Annotated in this window: 14 protein-coding genes and 3 tRNA genes; 5 read left to right on the top strand and 12 right to left on the bottom strand. The window is 62.4% G+C overall.

Features of this window, described 5'->3' with window-relative positions:
- Window positions 1-18: 18 nt before the first annotated feature.
- Both rlmN and ndk read right to left on the bottom strand, forming a co-directional pair.
- Window positions 19-1,128, bottom strand: a complete 1,110-nt coding sequence (gene rlmN / locus Q8Q80_RS10010; RefSeq protein WP_305632776.1) for a 23S rRNA (adenine(2503)-C(2))-methyltransferase RlmN — start codon at window positions 1,126-1,128, stop codon at window positions 19-21.
- A 10-nt stretch (window positions 1,129-1,138) separates the two neighbouring features.
- Complete coding sequence (gene ndk / locus Q8Q80_RS10005) at window positions 1,139-1,564, bottom strand: nucleoside-diphosphate kinase (RefSeq protein ID WP_069037375.1); 426 nt, start codon at window positions 1,562-1,564, stop codon at window positions 1,139-1,141.
- 210 nt (window positions 1,565-1,774) lie between these two features.
- Here ndk and Q8Q80_RS10000 point away from each other — a divergent pair, with 210 nt between their 5' ends.
- The 4 genes from Q8Q80_RS10000 to Q8Q80_RS09985 all read left to right on the top strand — a co-directional run bounded on the left by Q8Q80_RS10000 (window position 1,775) and on the right by Q8Q80_RS09985 (window position 6,253).
- Window positions 1,775-2,320: a GbsR/MarR family transcriptional regulator gene (locus Q8Q80_RS10000; protein ID WP_257078457.1), complete on the top strand. Its 546-nt coding sequence runs from the start codon at window positions 1,775-1,777 to the stop codon at window positions 2,318-2,320.
- Between the two features lie 4 nt (window positions 2,321-2,324).
- Window positions 2,325-3,710: a cytochrome ubiquinol oxidase subunit I gene (locus Q8Q80_RS09995; protein WP_305632775.1), complete on the top strand. Its 1,386-nt coding sequence runs from the start codon at window positions 2,325-2,327 to the stop codon at window positions 3,708-3,710.
- Window positions 3,707-4,702, top strand: a complete 996-nt coding sequence (locus Q8Q80_RS09990) for a cytochrome d ubiquinol oxidase subunit II (RefSeq protein WP_305632774.1) — start codon at window positions 3,707-3,709, stop codon at window positions 4,700-4,702. The genes Q8Q80_RS09995 and Q8Q80_RS09990 overlap by 4 nt, the downstream gene beginning before the upstream one ends.
- Before the next feature lie 213 nt (window positions 4,703-4,915).
- Entirely contained in the window at window positions 4,916-6,253 is a 1,338-nt protein-coding gene (locus Q8Q80_RS09985) for a PAS domain-containing protein (protein ID WP_305632773.1), read from the top strand.
- A 24-nt stretch (window positions 6,254-6,277) separates the two neighbouring features.
- Here Q8Q80_RS09985 and Q8Q80_RS09980 read toward each other — a convergent pair whose 3' ends face one another.
- Window positions 6,278-9,883, bottom strand: a complete 3,606-nt coding sequence (locus tag Q8Q80_RS09980) for a DUF748 domain-containing protein (protein ID WP_305632772.1) — start codon at window positions 9,881-9,883, stop codon at window positions 6,278-6,280.
- Here Q8Q80_RS09980 and Q8Q80_RS09975 point away from each other — a divergent pair.
- Entirely contained in the window at window positions 9,836-11,113 is a 1,278-nt protein-coding gene (locus tag Q8Q80_RS09975; protein ID WP_305632771.1) for a GGDEF domain-containing protein, read from the top strand. The genes Q8Q80_RS09980 and Q8Q80_RS09975 overlap by 48 nt on opposite strands.
- 99 nt (window positions 11,114-11,212) lie before the next feature.
- Here Q8Q80_RS09975 and Q8Q80_RS09970 read toward each other — a convergent pair.
- The 9 genes from Q8Q80_RS09970 to phbB form a co-directional block, all read right to left on the bottom strand.
- Window positions 11,213-11,289: transfer RNA gene (locus Q8Q80_RS09970), tRNA-Asp, on the bottom strand.
- 55 nt (window positions 11,290-11,344) lie between these two features.
- Window positions 11,345-11,420: transfer RNA gene (locus Q8Q80_RS09965), tRNA-Glu, on the bottom strand.
- A 35-nt stretch (window positions 11,421-11,455) separates the two neighbouring features.
- A tRNA-Ala gene (locus tag Q8Q80_RS09960) sits at window positions 11,456-11,531 on the bottom strand.
- 122 nt (window positions 11,532-11,653) lie between these two features.
- Window positions 11,654-13,084, bottom strand: coding sequence for an FAD-binding oxidoreductase (locus Q8Q80_RS09955; RefSeq protein WP_305632770.1), 1,431 nt, complete (start codon window positions 13,082-13,084; stop codon window positions 11,654-11,656).
- Between the two features lie 2 nt (window positions 13,085-13,086).
- Entirely contained in the window at window positions 13,087-14,418 is a 1,332-nt protein-coding gene (rimO, locus tag Q8Q80_RS09950) for a 30S ribosomal protein S12 methylthiotransferase RimO (RefSeq protein ID WP_305632769.1), read from the bottom strand.
- A gap of 18 nt (window positions 14,419-14,436) precedes the next feature.
- The gene (locus Q8Q80_RS09945) at window positions 14,437-14,976 is read right to left on the bottom strand and encodes a GNAT family N-acetyltransferase (RefSeq protein ID WP_305632768.1); all 540 of its coding nucleotides are present in this window, start codon (window positions 14,974-14,976) and stop codon (window positions 14,437-14,439) included.
- 75 nt (window positions 14,977-15,051) lie between these two features.
- Window positions 15,052-15,654, bottom strand: coding sequence for a polyhydroxyalkanoate synthesis repressor PhaR (gene phaR, locus Q8Q80_RS09940; RefSeq protein WP_257078449.1), 603 nt, complete (start codon window positions 15,652-15,654; stop codon window positions 15,052-15,054).
- 152 nt (window positions 15,655-15,806) lie between these two features.
- Window positions 15,807-16,547 carry a beta-ketoacyl-ACP reductase gene (locus tag Q8Q80_RS09935; protein ID WP_069037385.1) on the bottom strand — a complete coding sequence of 247 codons (741 nt, stop codon included), beginning with the start codon at window positions 16,545-16,547 and terminating at the stop codon, window positions 15,807-15,809.
- A gap of 85 nt (window positions 16,548-16,632) precedes the next feature.
- Window positions 16,633-17,373 carry an acetoacetyl-CoA reductase gene (phbB, locus tag Q8Q80_RS09930; RefSeq protein WP_305632767.1) on the bottom strand — a complete coding sequence of 247 codons (741 nt, stop codon included), beginning with the start codon at window positions 17,371-17,373 and terminating at the stop codon, window positions 16,633-16,635.
- Window positions 17,374-17,436: the final 63 nt, after the last annotated feature.

The following is a 17,436-nucleotide window of genomic DNA, read 5'->3' as shown; positions in this document are numbered from 1 at the left end:
CACCTGCTGAAAATCTGGTCACCGTGCTGGAACCTCCACGAGTGGAATGGTTTTCTGCGTACGTCGGGTGCGGTCGAGCACCTGGCCGGCAAGTTGCCCGCAAGCGGCGTCTACGTCGTCGCCGCGTGTCTTGCGTGTGGTCGTGACGATACCCTCTGCCATCAGGATGTCCGAAAACGCACGGATGCGCTCTTTCGACGACCGCCCGAAGGGTGCCGCAGGAAACGGGTTGAACGGAATCAGGTTGTACTTGCACGGCACCTGACGCGCGATCGCGATCAGCTCGCGCGCATGGGCATCGCTGTCATTCACGCCGTCGAGCATTACGTACTCGAAGGTGATGAAATCGCGCGGCGCGTGATCGAGGTAGCGCACGCACGCGGCCAGCAGTTCGCGCAAGGGATACTTCTTGTTGATCGGCACCAGTTCGTCGCGCAGCGCGTCATTCGGCGCATGCAGCGAAACAGCCAGCGCGACCGGGCAGGCTTCGCCCAGGCGGTCCATGGCCGGCACGATGCCGGAGGTCGACACCGTCACCCGACGACGCGACAAGCCGTAGGCGTTGTCATCCAGCATCAGGCGCAGCGCCTTCACCGTGGCATCGAAATTGGCCAGCGGTTCGCCCATTCCCATCATCACGACGTTCGAGATCACACGTTCGCCATCATTCTCACCACCGCGTATCGCACCCAGCGCACGATTGGCCAGCCACAGCTGGCCGATGATTTCCGATACCTCGAGATTGCGGTTGAAGCCCTGCTTGCCGGTCGAGCAGAACGCGCAGTCCAGCGCACAGCCGGCCTGGGTCGAAATGCACAGCGTGCCGCGACGCTCTTCCGGAATGAAGACGGTTTCGATCGCATTACCCGCGCCGACATCGATCAACCACTTGCGGGTGCCATCGGTGCTGGTGCTGTCGCGCACCGGCACCGGTGCCTCCACGCAAGCGATCTGTTCGAGTTTCGTGCGCAACGACTTGGCGACGTCGCTCATCTGAGCGAACTCCCCCTCGCCATTGCGGTGAATCCAGCGCATGACCTGCCGCGCGCGGAAGGGCTTTTCGCCAAGACCGGCGAAAAAGTCAGCGAACCCTTCGGCGTCGAACTGCAGCAGGTTGGTGCGGGTCACGCGTCGGCTCTCAGCGCGAGTAGACGTTCAGCGCGGGGAAGAAATAGGCGATTTCGACGGCGGCCGTTTCCGGCGCGTCCGAGCCATGCACCGCATTGGCATCGATCGAATCGGCGAAATCGGCGCGGATGGTGCCCGGCGCAGCCTTTTTCGGATCAGTGGCACCCATCAGGTCGCGGTTCTTCAGGATGGCGCCTTCGCCTTCCAGCACCTGGATCATCACCGGGCCGGAAATCATGAAATCGACCAGATCCTTGAAGAACGGACGCTCGCGGTGCACGGCGTAGAAGCCTTCGGCCTCGGCGCGCGACAGCTGGGTCATGCGTGATGCGGCGATCTTGAGTCCGGCGTCTTCGAAGCGCTGGTAGATCTTGCCGATGACGTTCTTGGCGACGGCGTCGGGCTTGATGATCGAAAGGGTGCGTTCTGCTGCCATGGTGAATCTCCGGAAAAATGCTGCGGGACGTAGAAGGACAACCATAGAGTGTAGCAAGACCGGGGCCACAAGTCTCCGCCCTTGATTCCATCGAGCCACGACCATGCTGTCCGACGGCCTTGATTTTTGATTTATTACCGAAGTTTCAGTAATTGCTGAAACTTGATGTACATTAATGAAACCCCAATCAGACCTTGCAATCCATACACGATGACACCACTGGTACAGAGCTTTGTCGGCCACTTCGGAGAGATGGGCAGTCGTTGGGGCATCAATCGCACGGTCGGCCAGATCTACGCGTTGATCTTCGTGTCGCCGACTGCGCTGTGCGCCGACGAGATTGCGGACACGCTCGGCTGTTCGCGCTCGAATGTCAGCATGGGGCTGAAGGAACTGCAGTCCTGGCGACTGGTGAAGATGAAGCACGTCGCTGGCGACCGGCGGGAGTTTTTCGAGGCGCCGACCGATGCCTGGGAAGTGTTCCGCACGCTCGCCGAAGAACGCCGACGGCGCGAGATGGAACCCACGCTGACCATGCTGCGCAGCGCGTTGCTTGAAGAACCGGGCAGCGAAGCCGATCGCATTGCGCAGGAGCGCATGCGCAGCATGCATGACCTGATCGACCTGATGAGCACCTGGTTTGACGATGTGCAGCGGCTCGATGCCCAGACGCTCGCCAAACTCATGCGCATGGGTTCGAAGGTACAGAAACTGCTGGAACTGACCGGCCAGCTCAAATCCGGCAGCAAGGAGTGACCTGATGGATCTCGATCCCGTCCTGCTGGCACGCATCCAGTTTGCGGCCAACATCACCTTCCACATCCTGTTTCCGACCATCACGATCGCGCTCGGCTGGATGCTGCTGTTCATGCGCTGGCGCTGGCTGAAGACAAACCAGCGCCCCTGGCTGACGGCCTACCGCTTCTGGACCAAGGTTTTTGCGCTTACTTTCGCGCTGGGCGTCGTCAGCGGCATCACGATGAGCTTTCAGTTCGGTACCAACTGGCCAGGCTTCATGGAAAAGGTCGGGAACATCGCCGGGCCGCTGCTGGGCTTCGAGGTGCTGACCGCCTTCTTTCTCGAGGCGACCTTCCTCGGTGTCATGCTGTTCGGCCATGGCCGCGTCAGCGAACGTATACATATGCTGGCCACCTTCCTGGTCGCCTTCGGCACCACGATGAGTGCCTTCTGGATCCTGGTGCTCAATTCATGGATGCAGACGCCGGTCGGCTACGAAATCATCGACGGCGAATTCCACGTCACCAGCTGGCTGGAAATCATCTTCAATCCGTCTTTCCCGTGGCGCTTCGCGCACATGTTGCTGGCTTCCTTTCTGACCATGTCCTTCCTCGTGGCGGGCGTGTCGGCCTGGCAGGTACTGCGTCGCAAGGCGAACCCGTCCAGTGCGGTGGCGCTGCGTGCCGCGCTGACGTTGGCCGCCCTGCTGATTCCGGTGCAGATCGTGGTCGGCGACATGCACGGCCTCAATACGCTGCAGCACCAGCCGCAGAAGATCGCTGCAATCGAAGGTGTGTGGGAAACCGAAAAAGGCGCCCCGCTGCTGCTGTTCGCACTGCCGAACGAGGCGGAACGGCGCAACGATCTCGCGATCGGCATTCCGAAGATGGCCTCTTTCATCCTGACCCATGAATGGGACGGCGAACTGAAAGGACTGAACGAGTTCGAGAACCATCCGCCGGTCAAGCCGCTGTTCTTCGGCTTCCGCATCATGGTCGCCGTCGGTACGCTGATGCTGCTGGTCAGCTGGGTCGGGTGCTGGATCCTGCGCCGCCACGGCTGGCAGCCCGAGCGGGCGCCGCGCTGGCTGATCGCGTCGATTGCCGGCATGACCTTTTCCGGCTGGGTGGCCACCGTCGCAGGTTGGTATGTGACCGAAATCGGTCGTCAGCCCTGGATCGTGCAGGGTCTGATCAAGACCGCCGACGTCGCGTCGTCGACGCCCGCACCCTACATCGCCCTGACGCTTGCCGGCTATCTGATCACGTATGCCGCGCTGATCGTGTGCTACATCGGCGTGCTGCGTTACATGGCGGAAAAGCCGTCGGACACCTACGACCCGGCACCGACCGGCGGCGCGAATGTACTGGGCGGCGCGCAACTGGCGCGCAAGGCAGGTGAAGCATGACCTGGGCCGAATTTCTGCCGGTCATTTTCATGGGCCTGATGGGCCTGTCGATGTTCCTCTACGTGGTGCTCGACGGCTTCGACCTGGGTGTCGGCATGCTGCTGCATCGTGCCGACGACAGCCAGAAGGACATGATGATCGCGTCCATCGGACCGTTCTGGGATGCCAACGAAACCTGGCTGGTACTCGGCGTCGGCATTCTGCTGATCGCCTTTCCGAAGGCGCACGGTGTCGTGATGACGGCGCTCTACCTGCCGATCGCACTGATGCTGATCGGGCTCATCCTGCGCGGGGTCGCCTTCGATTTCCGGGTCAAGGCGCAGGACACCCACAAGCCCCTGTGGAACCGCGGCTTCTTCATCGGCTCGACCGTCACCTCGGTGGCCCAGGGCTGGATGCTCGGACGCTTCATCACCGGCTTCGCGGAAGGCACGGTCTATGACCTGTTCGCGCTGGCCATCGCCATCGCCCTGCCCTGCGCCTACGTGTTGATGGGCGCAAGCTGGCTGGTGCTCAAGACGGATGGAGCACTGCAGCGCCGCGCCGCACAGTGGGGCCGGACCGCCCTGATACCGGTGATCATCGGCATGGGTCTCATCTCGCTGGCCACGCCCTGGGTCAGCAGCACGGTCGCCGAACGCTGGTTCAGCCTGCCGCAACTGATCGGTCTGTTGCCCATTCCGTTTGCCACCTTCGCCTGCTTTGTGGCGCTGTGGTGGACGCTGTCGGGCGCGCGCGCGCTGGGTACGCTATGCTGGCTGCCCTTCGTGCTTACCGTCGGCGTGTTCCTGATGGGTGGGCTGGGTCTGGCCTACAGTCTCTATCCGTACGTCGTGATGGACCGCATCACGATCTGGCAGGCTGCCAGTTCTACGGCTGCCCTCAACCTCATCCTCGCGGGCTGTTCCTTCACCGTGCCGGCCATCCTGGGTTACACCTTCTTTGCGCATCGCGTGTTCTGGGGCAAGGCCACCGAACTGCGCTACGGATGACCAGCCGGCGGGTGCCGCAAGGCATCCGCCGGCTGCAGTGCAGCATGTCGCGCCTCAAAGTCCGGAATTTCTTTGCGCAATCATCGTCCCTGTAGCGTGAAGAAATCCTTCAAGTATCCGGCCGTAGCGTCCGCTAACCACGAATCCACAGGGCGTGCCGATCGCCTTGCTACAGGTTCGCCACAAGCGGACGCATAAAGGGGGAATAAAAAAATGCTGAACAGCCTTTTCGGGTCGAACTTGCATCAGGAAATCCAGAAGATTGCAGACAACGCATCGCGTGGCGACGGCTACGCACCTCCGGCCGGTGGCGGCGCACGACAGCGCGCGCTGCTGGGTTCGCTGGCGAATGCGCTGAATGGCCTGCAAAAGGGTCTGCACGTCGCGGAAGAACAGGTTCGGCAGCTGGAAGGTGATCTGGCGGCCACGAAGGCTGAGCTCAATGAAGTGCGCGCGGCGGGTGATCAGGCGCGTACGCGCAGCGAAATGATGGCATCTGTATCCGAGGCAGGTTTGTGGGAAGCCACGCCCGGCGACAGCCGCACGCTGGATACGAAAGCGCCTGTCTGGTGGTCCGACACCGTGCGTCACATGCTGGGCTTCGACAGCGAAGCCGACTTTCCGAACCGGCTCGAGAGCTGGTCGAGCCGGCTGCACCCGGATGATCGCAAGGCCACACTGGAGGCATTGAGCCACGCCTGGTGTAACCGTCGTGATGGCAGCTGGCCCGACATGCAGTACCGGATCGCTGCCAAGGATGGCAGCTACCGCTGGATACGCGGTCGCATCGTGACCGCCTTCGACCCGTCCGGCCAGTCGCGGCGCATTGCCGGTTCAATGACCGACATCACGCAGCGCCGGGAAGATGAAGCCATGCTGGACATCACGCTGACCCGCTTCACGCTGGCCAGCGAAATGCTCAACGACGGCATCTGGGATCTGGACGTCGTCGCCGGCGATCCGGTCAATCCGTCCAATACCTTCTGGTGGTCGGATCAATTCCGCCAGCTGGTCGGCTTCGAGACCGAAGAGGAATTCCCGAACGTACTCGACAGCTGGGCTTCACGTCTTCATCCGGACGAGAAGCAGGCCGTGTTCAAGGCCTTCATCGACCATCTGATGGACCGCAGCGGCCGCACGCCCTACTGCATCGACTACCGGCTGCGCTGCAAGGACAACCAGTACCGCTGGTTCCGCGCCCGCGGCCGCACCCGGCGCGCCGCTGACGGCACGCCGCTGCGTGCGGTCGGCGCGCTCACCAGCATCGACAGCGAACTGAACGAACGCCATCTGCAGGAACTGGAACTGAACCAGCGCCAGCAATTGAAGGACAACGTGCAGAAGATCCACGAAATCGTCACGACGATCCGCGACATCGCCAGCCAGACGAACCGCCTGGCACTCAATGCGGCGATCGAAGCGGCGCGTGCCGGCGATGCCGGACGCGGCTTCTCGGTCGTGGCCGACGAGGTGCGTACGCTGTCCGAGCGCACGCGCGAAGCGACCGAACAGATCGCCCATATCATCCCGGCGCAGGGAGCGATGCACTGAGTGATCGCCGGCTGCCCAGGCAGCCTACTTGATCGAAAAATCGGCGCGAGCAGGTGATGCCTTGTCATCAGTTGTCTTCTCGCCGTTTTTCGCGACCGTATTCGGCGCGATGACGAACAGCCGTGCGTCATCGATCTTTGCCTGCTGCGCGAGATAGTCCTTCACCACCTGCGCGCGCGCCAGGCCGAGCAGGCGAAGATCTTCGTCGGTCACTTCGGTATTGGTCAGGATGAGCGTTTCCATCTCGCCGACCGGCAGGCTCTTCGTCAGCCCGACAATATTGCGCGGCTTCGGAAACGAGGCCGCTTTGTACACCGTCTCCAGCAGATCCGGGTACTCGGCCGGATCAACCACCACCTCATTTACCGGCAGCTTGCTTTTCGCCGCCTTGACGGCCTTCACCTTGTTGTCGAGCAGCGCACGGCGATAGCCTTCCGCGTCGGTCGCTCGGTCGGTACGGCCAGTCACTTCGATTTTCAATGCCGGCCGATCGGTCAGCGCCTTGCCAAGCGTATCGAGCTTGCCGCGCGCGGTGTCGCCAAGCAAAGCCCGGCCCGGTTCGAACGCGACGTGGTCGAGGTCGGCGTCGGAGCCGAACAGTGATCCGAGCAATGCAAACGGCGATGTGACCGCCTTGACGATCAGGTTCACGATCACTTTCACCACCAGACCACCGATCGAGAACTGCGGATCAGACAGCGACCCGCTGATCGGCAGATGGATGTCGATGACGCCGTTGCGGTCCTTGAGCAGCGACACCGCCAGAAGAATCGGCGCCTTGATCGCGTCCGGGCTGTCGACCGGCGCGCCGAAGGTGAGCTGGTCGAGCACCACATTGTTCTGTGCCGTGAGCTGGTCATTCTCGATCTTGTAGGCGATGCGGACGCTCAGCTTGCCCTTCTCGATGCCATAGCCCACGTACTTGCTCGAGTAAGGCGACAGCGGTGCCAGCTCGATGCCGCGCGCATTGGCCTTGAGGTCGAGAAACAGCGGCCCGGCCAGTGGATTGATGCGCCCGGTGATGTCGATCGGCGCCGAACCTTCAACCACGCCGCGCAGTTCGACCTCGCCCGCGGTACCTGACTTCGAACTCAGGCCGGACACCCGTCCGCCAAGATTCGACAGTTGCGCGCGGTAGTTCGGCTTGATGAAGAAGTCACTGAAATCGACCTGTCCGCCCTGCAGCACAATCGTCTTCACGTCGACCGGCGGCCGCGCTGCATCGATCATCCTGGCCAGTGCGGCGCTCTGTGAGGCAGGTGGCTTGGGCGGGGCCGGCGGCGCGGCAACGATCGGCGCGGTGGGCGGCGCAACTGACGTGAGGGCGCTGGCCGGCTGCTTCACGATGTCCTGCAGATTGAGCCGGCCCTCTTTCGACAGGATGATGCGGGCGAAGTAATCGGACAGTGCAACCTCGCCGACCGACAGCGACGACAGCAGGTCGGGCTTGCTGCTGTCGAGCTTCAACGCCACCGCACCGATGAAAAGCGAGCGCCACTTGAGCAGGTCGGAGGCGTGAATCTTGTCGGTCAGATGCACGTCGGCCACCGTGGTTTCACCGTTCCACGACAGGGCCCAGCTGCCTGCCGGTGCGACCTGCACGCCCAGGTCGCCGCGCAGGCTGACATTGCCGCGCAGCAATTCGGCATTGAGCTGCTCGGCCATCCACGGTTGTCCGGCCAGCAGGTCAAGACGTCGGGCATCCAGCTTCAGGCTGGCCGACACCGGCTGCAGCGAAAAGCCGCCGCGCGCACCGAACAGGCCGCCCGCCGCGTCGCGAAATGCCAGATCGATACGCGACTTGAGGGTCTTGTCGGTGCCGATGTTGTCCACCGTCAGCGCGAGCTTGTCCAGTTCGACCACGCCTGGCTTCGTCAGCGTGCGGTCCTCGAACCGGACCGCACCGTCCTTCAGGCGGAAGGCACCGAGCAACGCGGTCCAGGGCGCACCTTGCGGCGGGGAACCGGCTGCGGTCGAAGCTGCTGCCATCGGCGGAGAGGACGCCGTGACAAGACCGGCGAGATCGATGTTGCCATCGGCTTCGCGCGCGGCGCGCAGTTTCGGTTGCACGATGTCGAACGCATCCACCTTCACCGTGCGGGCCGCCAGATCTACCGTCGCGCCGGACAGCACGATGTCGTCCGCCTGCGCGAACGGCTGCCTGGCGCCCTTGCGCACCAGCTTGAGCCCGGCCACGCCCGCTTCGGTCACTGTTACTTGACCCAGGGCCACGTCCTCGACCAGCGCGACCTTCAGCTTCGTATCCAGCCGCGCCTGCGCCTGTTCGATCATGAAGTCCAGCGAAGCCGGCAGATAGCCGGCAAAGCGGGGGATGTCGAGGCTGGCGACCGTCAGCTCTCCTTCGACAGTCATCGTCGAGGCTGTCACACGGGCATCCACCGTGACCTGCAGACCGCCCTCGCCCCTGGCGTCGACCACCAGCGCGGCGGGCGCGTCGCCCTGCAGCGAAAAGTCGCGCAGCACGATGTCGATCGGTTCGACGACGAAGGCGAACGGGCGTACCGGCACCGCATCGATGATGCCGATGCGTGCCTGCACCACTTCGAACAGCGCTATCCTGATGTCCGGCTTCGTCGCCGCTGCGTCCTGCGACGCAACGGCCGGAGTATCAGCCGGGGCGACTTCGGCTGGCTCCGGCCTGGCCGATGGCACGAGCGACATCAGGTTGAGGCGGCCGTCCTTTGCGCGCGCGACATCAATGTCCGGCTGGTCGATGCGGACGCTGGCGATGTCGACCTTGCCGATCAGCGGTTCAATCTCGTTCAGCACGACGTCGAGCGCCGGCAGCTTGATCAGCGCGGCACCGGATTTGTCGTCAAGTTTCAGATCGTGCAGGCCCAGCGTTCCACGCAGCGTGATGCGCGGCTCGCCCTTCAATGGCTGCCGGAAACCGATCTCGATGTCGGTATCGAGCGTGCCGGCGGCGATGCGGAAGTCCAGCGGTACCGGCGAGTATTCGTCGCTTCGCGCCAGATCAAGCGCCTTCAGTTCCAGCTTGAGCGTCGCTTCGCGCTCGTCGGTGAAGGGTCGTACCTTGCCCTGCAGCGCAAATGCCGCGTCGTTGACCCGCGCGGAGATCGACGGCTCGACATGAAGCTCTATGTCGGACGGCAGATTGGACACGAAGGGCAGACCGATTTCGATGTCGCTGATCGTGTGCTGACGCCCCAGAGGCTGGTCATCGATGTCGATGTGACCCCCGCGCAGCACGATGTTGTTGATCGAGAAGCGCGCTGGCTCGTCATCGGTCGGGGGTTGGTCGAGAATCTTGTTCAGCACGTCGCTGAAGTTGTAGGTCGACGCATCGATGCGTGCCAGACGGATGCGCGGCTGGTCGATCTCGACCGAGCGCACGATCGGTGCTCCACGGAATACCGAAGACCACTCCACATCCACCGCCAGCCGGGCGAGGCTCAGTGCCTCGGTTTCTTCGTTCGCCTCCAGGATGCGCAGGCCGACCAGAGACATTTCGAGCGTATACGGGTTGATCGAAACGTCTTTCAGCGTGAGCTGCCGGCCGAGAAATTCCGAGCCGTGCTTTTCCGCCAGTGAGCGCACGATGTGCGGCGCTGCAAAGAATCCGAACAGGCCGAACAAAACCAGAAACATGATCAAACCGATCAAGGTCTTGCGAAGGCGTGGGCGGGAATCAAGAATGTGGACAGGCATGCTGCATCCATCGGGCACGGGGAAAACGGAGCGTATCACCGCCCGGCACTGGCGAAGCCCCCGGGAACCTGCGATGACCGATGCCGCGGACGGCACTCAAGTGCCGGCGGATCCGGGCCGATAACCAGAACGAATCTCCTACTTCCGGACACGCCGCCGTTTATGTCAGATCTCATCGGATCAGTCGCCAATCTCACCGGATACCGTGACCGCGATCTCATCGACAGCACTTTTGTTTCGGTTCTGGGGGACTGGCTCGACCCGATGCGGCTGAATCTGTACCGCTGTGTCGGAGACGGTTCAGACCTGCGTCTTCTGTTGCAGGCGGGTATGGCGAAAGGCCAAGGCATGGTTGCGGCGGACCCGTCCTGGACACCACTCGAAGCGCTGCCACAGCTGTCGTCGCGCCCCCAGTTCGAGCAGGCCTTCGCACAGGACGAACCGCTGCTTGATCTGCCGCTGCGCGACGATGACGGTCCGTGGCTCAATCTTTTCGCAGTGTGGGCCGGGCCCCGACGCTTCGGCATCATCGAACTGGTCAGCGAACAGCCTCTGCTGCCGGTGCAGCTCCGGCTGGTGACCGGTTTGCTGAGAATCTATCGCAACCAGATCACGCTGCTCGACTACAGCGAACGCGACAGCCTGACAGGTCTGCTGAACCGCAAGACCTTCGATGAACAATTCCTGAAATGCATTGAACCGACAAAGGACGACTGGCCCTTGTCCTGGTGGCTGGGCGTCATCGATATCGACCACTTCAAACGGGTGAATGACAACTTCGGTCACCTGATCGGTGACGAAGTGCTATTGCTCGTTGCCCGCCTGCTGCGCAGCGCTTTTCGCCAGAGCGAACAGCTCTATCGATTCGGCGGCGAGGAATTCATCGTGCTGCTGCGCGCCGAGCACGAAGGCGAGGCCATGCTCGCCTTCGAGTTCTTCCGCGAACAGCTTGCGGGCTTCAAATTCCCGCAGGTCGGCACAGTCACCGCGAGCGTGGGATTCACGCGCGTGCGCGCGATGGACAATGCGAGCAGCGCGGTGGACCGTGGCGACCGCGCCGTGTATTACGCGAAGAATCACGGGCGCAACCAGGTGCATTCGCACGAGGCCCTGCTGCGCAGCGAAGAACTGCTCGAGGTGGACAACTGCGGCGAGATCGAACTGTTCTGAATCGCCGCGTACGATCGTTCGCAACGGAACAAAAAAAGAAAAGGGCCGCATGAGCGGCCCTTCCTTTGACCGGGGCACATGCTGTGCCCCGGTTATTGCTGGCGGAGTGGACGGGACTCGAACCCGCGACCCCCGGCGTGACAGGCCGGTATTCTAACCAACTGAACTACCACTCCTTGTTGGTGCCGGCACTAGCATTTCCGGACTCACTTGACTGACCAGCGGAATCACTGGCGTCCCCACGGGGATTCGAACCCCGGTACCTACCGTGAAAGGGTAGTGTCCTAGGCCTCTAGACGATGGGGACCTAGTTTTTGCTTCTTCTGCTTCTTCTCTTTCGCCTGGTGGAGGTAAGCGGGATCGAACCGCTGACCTCTTGCATGCCATGCAAGCGCTCTCCCAGCTGAGCTATACCCCCGTCGAAAGAGACGCGCATTATAAGCAGTCCGGGCGCTTTGTAAAGTGAGTCTGTCGATTATTTTCGCCCGGCACGCCCGTTCATTCCATATCAGTAGAGTATTTGCATATAAAGGAGCGCCTTCAGATGGAAGGCGGTGGCAGCAGCTTCCCTGGATTCATCAGCGCCTGCGGATCCAGCGCCTGTTTCACCGCGCGCATGAGGTCGAGTTCCACCGGGCTTTTGCACTCAGCCAGCAACTGTGTCTTGAGCTGACCGATGCCGTGCTCGGCCGATACCGACCCCGCCAGCGCGCGCACGGTTTCGTAGACGAGTGCGTTGGTGGTTGCCGCGTCGGCCAGCAGCCGCGCGTTGTCGTCCGCCTGCGGGAAGGACAGGTTGTAGTGCAGGTTGCCGTCACCGGCATGGCCGAACACCACGATACGGACACCGGGCAAAGCCTGCGCGATGCGTTCGCCGGCCTGATTGATGAAACACGGAATCGCGCTGACCGGCACGCTGATGTCGTGCTTGACGCTGAAACCTTCGATGCGCTGCGCCTCGGAAATGTTTTCGCGCAGGGCCCACAGTGCAGCCGCCTGCGCAAGATCCTGCGCGATCACCGCGTCACGCAGCTCGCCCTGCTCCATCCGTGCGCCCAGAAACGCACCCAGGCGCTCATCGAGCCCGGGCTGGTTGCCTGACAGTTCGATCAGCGCGTACCAGGGCGCAACGCCGGACAAGGGGTCGCGCGTGGCGGGCATGTGCTTGAGCACAAGGGTCAGCGCTTCGCGTCCGACCAGTTCGAAGGCATTCAGCACGTCGCTTGCCTGCGCGCGCAGATGCGCCAGCAGATCGATGCCACGTTGCGCATCATCCAGCGCCACCCAGGCAAGCGCCGAATGCGCCGGCAGCGGCGACAGCTTCAGCACGGCGGCACTGATGAAGCCCAGCGTGCCCTCGGCGCCGATGAACAGGTGCTTGAGGTCATAGCCGGTATTGTCCTTGCGCAAGGCGCGCAGCCCGTCCCATACACGACCGTCGGGCAGCACGACTTCCAGCCCGAGCACCTGGTCGCGCGCATTGCCATGACGCAACACATGCACGCCACCCGCGTTGGTCGACAGGTTGCCGCCGATTTCGCACGATCCTTCCGACGCGAGGCTGAGCGGGAACAGCAGGCCGGCGTCGCGCGCGGCCGTCTGGACGGCAGCCAGCTTGCAGCCGGCTTCGACAGTGATCGACGCGTTGTCGCGATCCAGCGCACGGATGCGGTTCAGGCGCGACAGATTGACCAGCACCTCGCCCTGCCCTGCGCGCGGCGTGGCGCCGCCGCACAGGCCGGTATTGCCGCCCTGCGGCACCATGGGCAGCCCGGCGTCGGCACACAGCCGCACCACGCGTGACAGCTCGTCGGTCGTCGCCGGGCGCACGACGCATAGCGCATCGCCGATGTAGCGGCCGCGCCAGTCGGTGAAGTACCGAGCGGTATCGACTGCCGCACACAGAACATGGGCATCGCCGACGATGTCGCGCAGCCCGGCGAGCGCGTCAGCGATGCGCTCGCGCTCCATCGTCAGTCCTCGATGACCAGTTCGGCGTACAGGTCATGCACGTCGCAGTCGGTGATGCGTACGCGCACGAAGTCGCCGACATCGAGGTCCTGTCCGTCGAGGATATGCACCAGCCCGTCGATGTCCGGCGCGTCGCCCTCGCTGCGCGCAACGGCGCCGTCGTCGTCGACCTCGTCGACCAGCACGATCATTTCGCGATCGATCTTCTCTTCGAGACGCTGCGTGCTGATGTCTTCCTGGAACTCCATCAGACGCTGCCTGCGCTCTTCGCGCACCTCTTCCGGCACTGCACCCGGCAGATCGTTGGCAGTCGCGCCCTCGACCGGCGAATAGGCAAAGCAGCCCACCCGGTCGAGGCGCGCCTCGCCGAGGAATTCGAGCAGCTCTTCGAATTCGGCGTCTGTTTCACCCGGAAAGCCGGCGATGAAGGTGCTGCGTATCGTGATGTCCGGACAGATTTCGCGCCAGGCGCGGATGCGTTCCAGATTGTTCTCGGCATTGGCCGGGCGCTTCATCGCCTTCAGGATGCGCGGGCTGGCGTGCTGGAACGGTACGTCGAGATAGGGAAGTATCTTGCCTTCGGCCATCAGCGGCAGGATGTCGTCGACATGCGGATACGGGTATACATAATGCATGCGTACCCAGATGCCCAGTTCGCCCAGTGCACTGGCCAGATCGTACAGTTTGGTGCGCAGCGGCTTGCCGCCCCAGAAACCGGTTCGGTACTTCACGTCGACACCGTAGGCGCTGGTGTCCTGCGACACGATCAGCAGTTCGCGCACGCCGGCGTCGCGCAGCGTTTCCGCCTCTCGCATCACGTCACCGATCGGACGGCTCACCAGGTCGCCGCGCATCGACGGAATGATGCAGAAGCTGCAGCGGTGGTTGCAGCCTTCGGAAATCTTCAGGTAGGCATAGTGCGAAGGCGTCAGCCGGATGCCCTGAGGCGGCACCAGGTCGGTGAACGGGTCGTGCGGCTTCGGCAGATGGCGATGCACCGCATTCATGACCTCCTCGGTCGCATGCGGACCGGTCACCGCCAGTATCTGCGGATGCGTCTCCAGCACCTGCTGGCGCTTCGGCCCTTCGGCACCCATGCAGCCGGTCACGATGACCTTGCCGTTCTCGGCCAGGGCTTCGCCGATCGCGTCCAGCGACTCTTCGACCGCAGCATCAATGAAGCCGCAGGTATTCACCACGACGATGTCAGCCCCGTCGTAGGTCGGAGAGATGTCGTAGCCCTCGGAGCGCAGCCGGGTCAGGATGGATTCGGAATCTACCGTGGCTTTGGGACACCCAAGGCTGAGGAAGCCCACACTCGGATTCTTGCTCATGAAGCACTCGATAGGAAATCAACGCGCAAGTATACCGCCCCGCTCGTCCCGGACCGCTCGGAACGGCGGCCGGACGTGGTCGATCATGTCGGGCGGCAAATCGGCCTGGGGCGGCATCGAATCAAGGCGGCGAAAGCCCATCGATCCGAGCATGCGGAGTGAAGCCAGATTGTCGCGATGCACTGCAGCATGCACGGGCCGTTCTTCGCCCAGACCGGCGAGAAATCCGAGCACGCACAGACAGGCTTCGCGAGCGAATCCGTGCCCCCAGTGCGCGCGGGCGAGGAAATAACCGATCTGCAGGTCGCCGTTGCGCCGTTGCCCGAGTTGCAGGAAGCCGACCGGCTCGCCTGTCCTGAGACGGATCACGTGCTTGATGCGGTGCGCGTCGTTGGCAATCACGCTGCGCACCCAGCGTCCGGCGTCGAAAGGCAGCGCAATGTCGGGGATGTAACGGAAAATCGACGCGTCGGCCGCGATCAGCGCAAGATCGGATACGTCGTCATGCGTCATCGGCACCAGCACCAGCCGATCGGCAAGCAGGCAGGCATTGATCAACGCGGCGGCTCCGCAAACAAAAGAGCCGACCCTGCGGATCGGCTCTGCGTGGTTCGCACCGTCATATGCTGCCGCTTACTTGGTCGGCGGCGGACCCTTGTCGCCGCCTTGCGGCGGCGTGAAGCCCGGGAACTTGAAGCCGGACATCATCGAGCGCGTCTGTTGTTCGATCTGTTCCTGCATCTGCACGAACATGCGCTTGCTCTGTTCCATGTAGGCACCCATCATGCTCTGCATGGCAGGGCCCTGGAAGTTCAGGAACTGGGCCCACAGATCCTTGCTCATGGCATTGTTGTCGCCGTAGATCGCGCGCGCCTGGTCCTGCAGCTTGGACTGTACGTCGGTGAATGCCTTGATGTTGCCCTCAAGGTACTTGCCCATCATGCCCTGCATCGCGTTGCCGTAGAAGCGGATCATCTGCGACAGCAGGTCGGACGTGAACATCGGCACGCCTTCACTCTCTTCTTCGATGATGATCTGCAGCAGGATGCTGCGCGTCAGGTCGTCGCCGGTCTTGGCATCGACCACCTGGAATTCCGCGTTTTCGAGGACCAGTTCCTTCACGTCGGACAATGTGATGTAGGAACTCGTACGGGTATCGTAAAGCCGGCGGTTGGGGTACTTCTTGATCAGCCTGTGGGTGGAACTGGTCCCCTCGCGGCTTTGCGAAACGCTCATTGTGTCCTGTCCTCGCTCGATGGCTCTTCGTCGGGACGGTGGGTTCCGTCCGCAACAATTTTGATCATACAGCAAGCAAAGGCCTTATGCGGCAGTGCCGCATAAGGCCTTTGCTTTGATGCTTGGCGCACGGATTGTTCAGACGCCGAGCCTTACTGGTAGTACAGCCCACCGTTGATGTTCAGCGTTGCGCCGGTGACATAACCTGCCAGCTCCGACGCGAGGTAGGACACCGCCGCCCCGATTTCTTCCGGCTTGCCCAGACGCTTCATCGGTACCGAGTCGATGATGCTCTGACGGATGTCGTCGCGGATCGACATGACCATTTCAGTGCCGACGTAGCCCGGAGAAATGGCATTGACGGTGACGCCCTTGGTGGCCATTTCTGCGGCCAGTGCCTTGGTGAAGCCGATCACGCCAGCCTTGGCGGCAGAGTAGTTCGTCTGGCCCGCCTGACCCTTGACGCCATTGACCGACGAAATGTTGATGATGCGTCCCCAGCCACGCTCGGCCATGCGGCCGGCAACCTGATGGGTCACATTGAACAGGCTGTCGAGGTTGGTGGTCAGCACGGCATCCCACTGACCCTTGTCCATCTTCGAAAAGAACTTGTCGCGGGTGATGCCGGCGTTGTTGACGACGACGTCAACCGGTCCGAAATCCTGTTCGACCTTTTCGATCATGGCCTTGCAGGACTCGTAGTCCGACACGTCACCTTCGGCAGCCTTCAGGTCGAAACCTTCCGTCTGCATCTTCGTCAGCCACTCGTCCTTCTGCGGGAAACCTGGCAGACAGTTGGCTACCACGGTATAGCCGTCCTTTGCCAGTGCCTTGCAGATTGCCGTGCCCAGGCCGCCCATACCGCCGGTTACCAGCGCCACTCTTTTCGTCATTTTTCATCTCCCAGCCAGCTGCGTCAGTGAGCTTCCACCCCCGCCGGACGGGGTGGAAGTTTTGCGCGGACATCCGCGCTGGCGGTCAGGCCATATGCTGACCACCGTTGATTGCTATATTGGCGCCGGTGACGAAAGCCGCCTCGTCCGACGCCAGGTAGGCCACCAGGCCTGCGATTTCTTCCGGCTTTCCCAGACGCGACACCGGAATTTGCGGCAGGATCTTGCTGTCGAGAATCTCCTGCGGAATTGCCATCACCATCTTGGTGCCGATGTAGCCCGGCGAAATCGTGTTTACCGTCACGCCGTTACGCGCAACTTCAAGTGCCAGCGCCTTGGTGAAGCCATGCATGCCGGCCTTCGCCGCCGAATAATTGGTCTGTCCGAAAGCGCCCTTCGAGCCATTGACCGACGACACGTTGATGACGCGGCCCCACTTGCGCTCGGTCATGCCGTCGATGACCTGCTTGGTCATGTTGAAGCAGGAATCGAGATTGGTCGAAATCACCACTTTCCAGTCCGCTGCCGTCATCTTCTTGAACGTCATGTCGCGCGTGATGCCGGCGTTATTCACCAGCACATCCACCGGCCCCACTTCCGCGGTCACGGTTTCAACGCAGGCCTTGCACGAATCAAAATCAGACACATCGCACGCGTAGGCCTTGAATCCATAGCCCATGTTGTTCATCGCCTGCAGCCATTCGGCTGACTTCGTATTACCCGGGCTGTGCGTGGTGACCACGCGGAATCCCAGTGCAGCGAGCTTGATGCAGACCGCTTCGCCCAGTCCGCCCATGCCGCCTGTTACCAGTGCAACTCTTGCCATGCTTGTCTCCTCCGATTTTGTGAGGGTATTTCGCTGCCGCAGCCCCCCTCTTTAAGGCTGCCA

The organism is Methyloversatilis sp. (genome assembly GCF_030698125.1).
Classification (GTDB): domain Bacteria; phylum Pseudomonadota; class Gammaproteobacteria; order Burkholderiales; family Rhodocyclaceae; genus Methyloversatilis.
The sequence above is the reverse complement of the archived record's forward strand: the minus strand, read 5'-3'. Positions and strand labels throughout refer to the sequence as shown.

What these genes read in the sequence shown, in the direction of transcription:
- ndk (WP_069037375.1), bottom strand. Translation starts at nt 1,564, where the DNA reads ATGGCAGCAGAACGCACCCTTTCGATCATCAAGCCCGACGCCGTCGCC.
- Q8Q80_RS10000 (WP_257078457.1), top strand. Translation starts at nt 1,775, where the DNA reads ATGACACCACTGGTACAGAGCTTTGTCGGCCACTTCGGAGAGATGGGC.
- Q8Q80_RS09995 (WP_305632775.1), top strand. Translation starts at nt 2,325, where the DNA reads ATGGATCTCGATCCCGTCCTGCTGGCACGCATCCAGTTTGCGGCCAAC.
- Q8Q80_RS09990 (WP_305632774.1), top strand. Translation starts at nt 3,707, where the DNA reads ATGACCTGGGCCGAATTTCTGCCGGTCATTTTCATGGGCCTGATGGGC.
- Q8Q80_RS09985 (WP_305632773.1), top strand. Translation starts at nt 4,916, where the DNA reads ATGCTGAACAGCCTTTTCGGGTCGAACTTGCATCAGGAAATCCAGAAG.
- Q8Q80_RS09980 (WP_305632772.1), bottom strand. Translation starts at nt 9,883, where the DNA reads ATGTTTCTGGTTTTGTTCGGCCTGTTCGGATTCTTTGCAGCGCCGCAC.
- Q8Q80_RS09955 (WP_305632770.1), bottom strand. Translation starts at nt 13,084, where the DNA reads ATGGAGCGCGAGCGCATCGCTGACGCGCTCGCCGGGCTGCGCGACATC.
- rimO (WP_305632769.1), bottom strand. Translation starts at nt 14,418, where the DNA reads ATGAGCAAGAATCCGAGTGTGGGCTTCCTCAGCCTTGGGTGTCCCAAA.
- phaR (WP_257078449.1), bottom strand. Translation starts at nt 15,654, where the DNA reads ATGAGCGTTTCGCAAAGCCGCGAGGGGACCAGTTCCACCCACAGGCTG.
- Q8Q80_RS09935 (WP_069037385.1), bottom strand. Translation starts at nt 16,547, where the DNA reads ATGACGAAAAGAGTGGCGCTGGTAACCGGCGGTATGGGCGGCCTGGGC.
- phbB (WP_305632767.1), bottom strand. Translation starts at nt 17,373, where the DNA reads ATGGCAAGAGTTGCACTGGTAACAGGCGGCATGGGCGGACTGGGCGAA.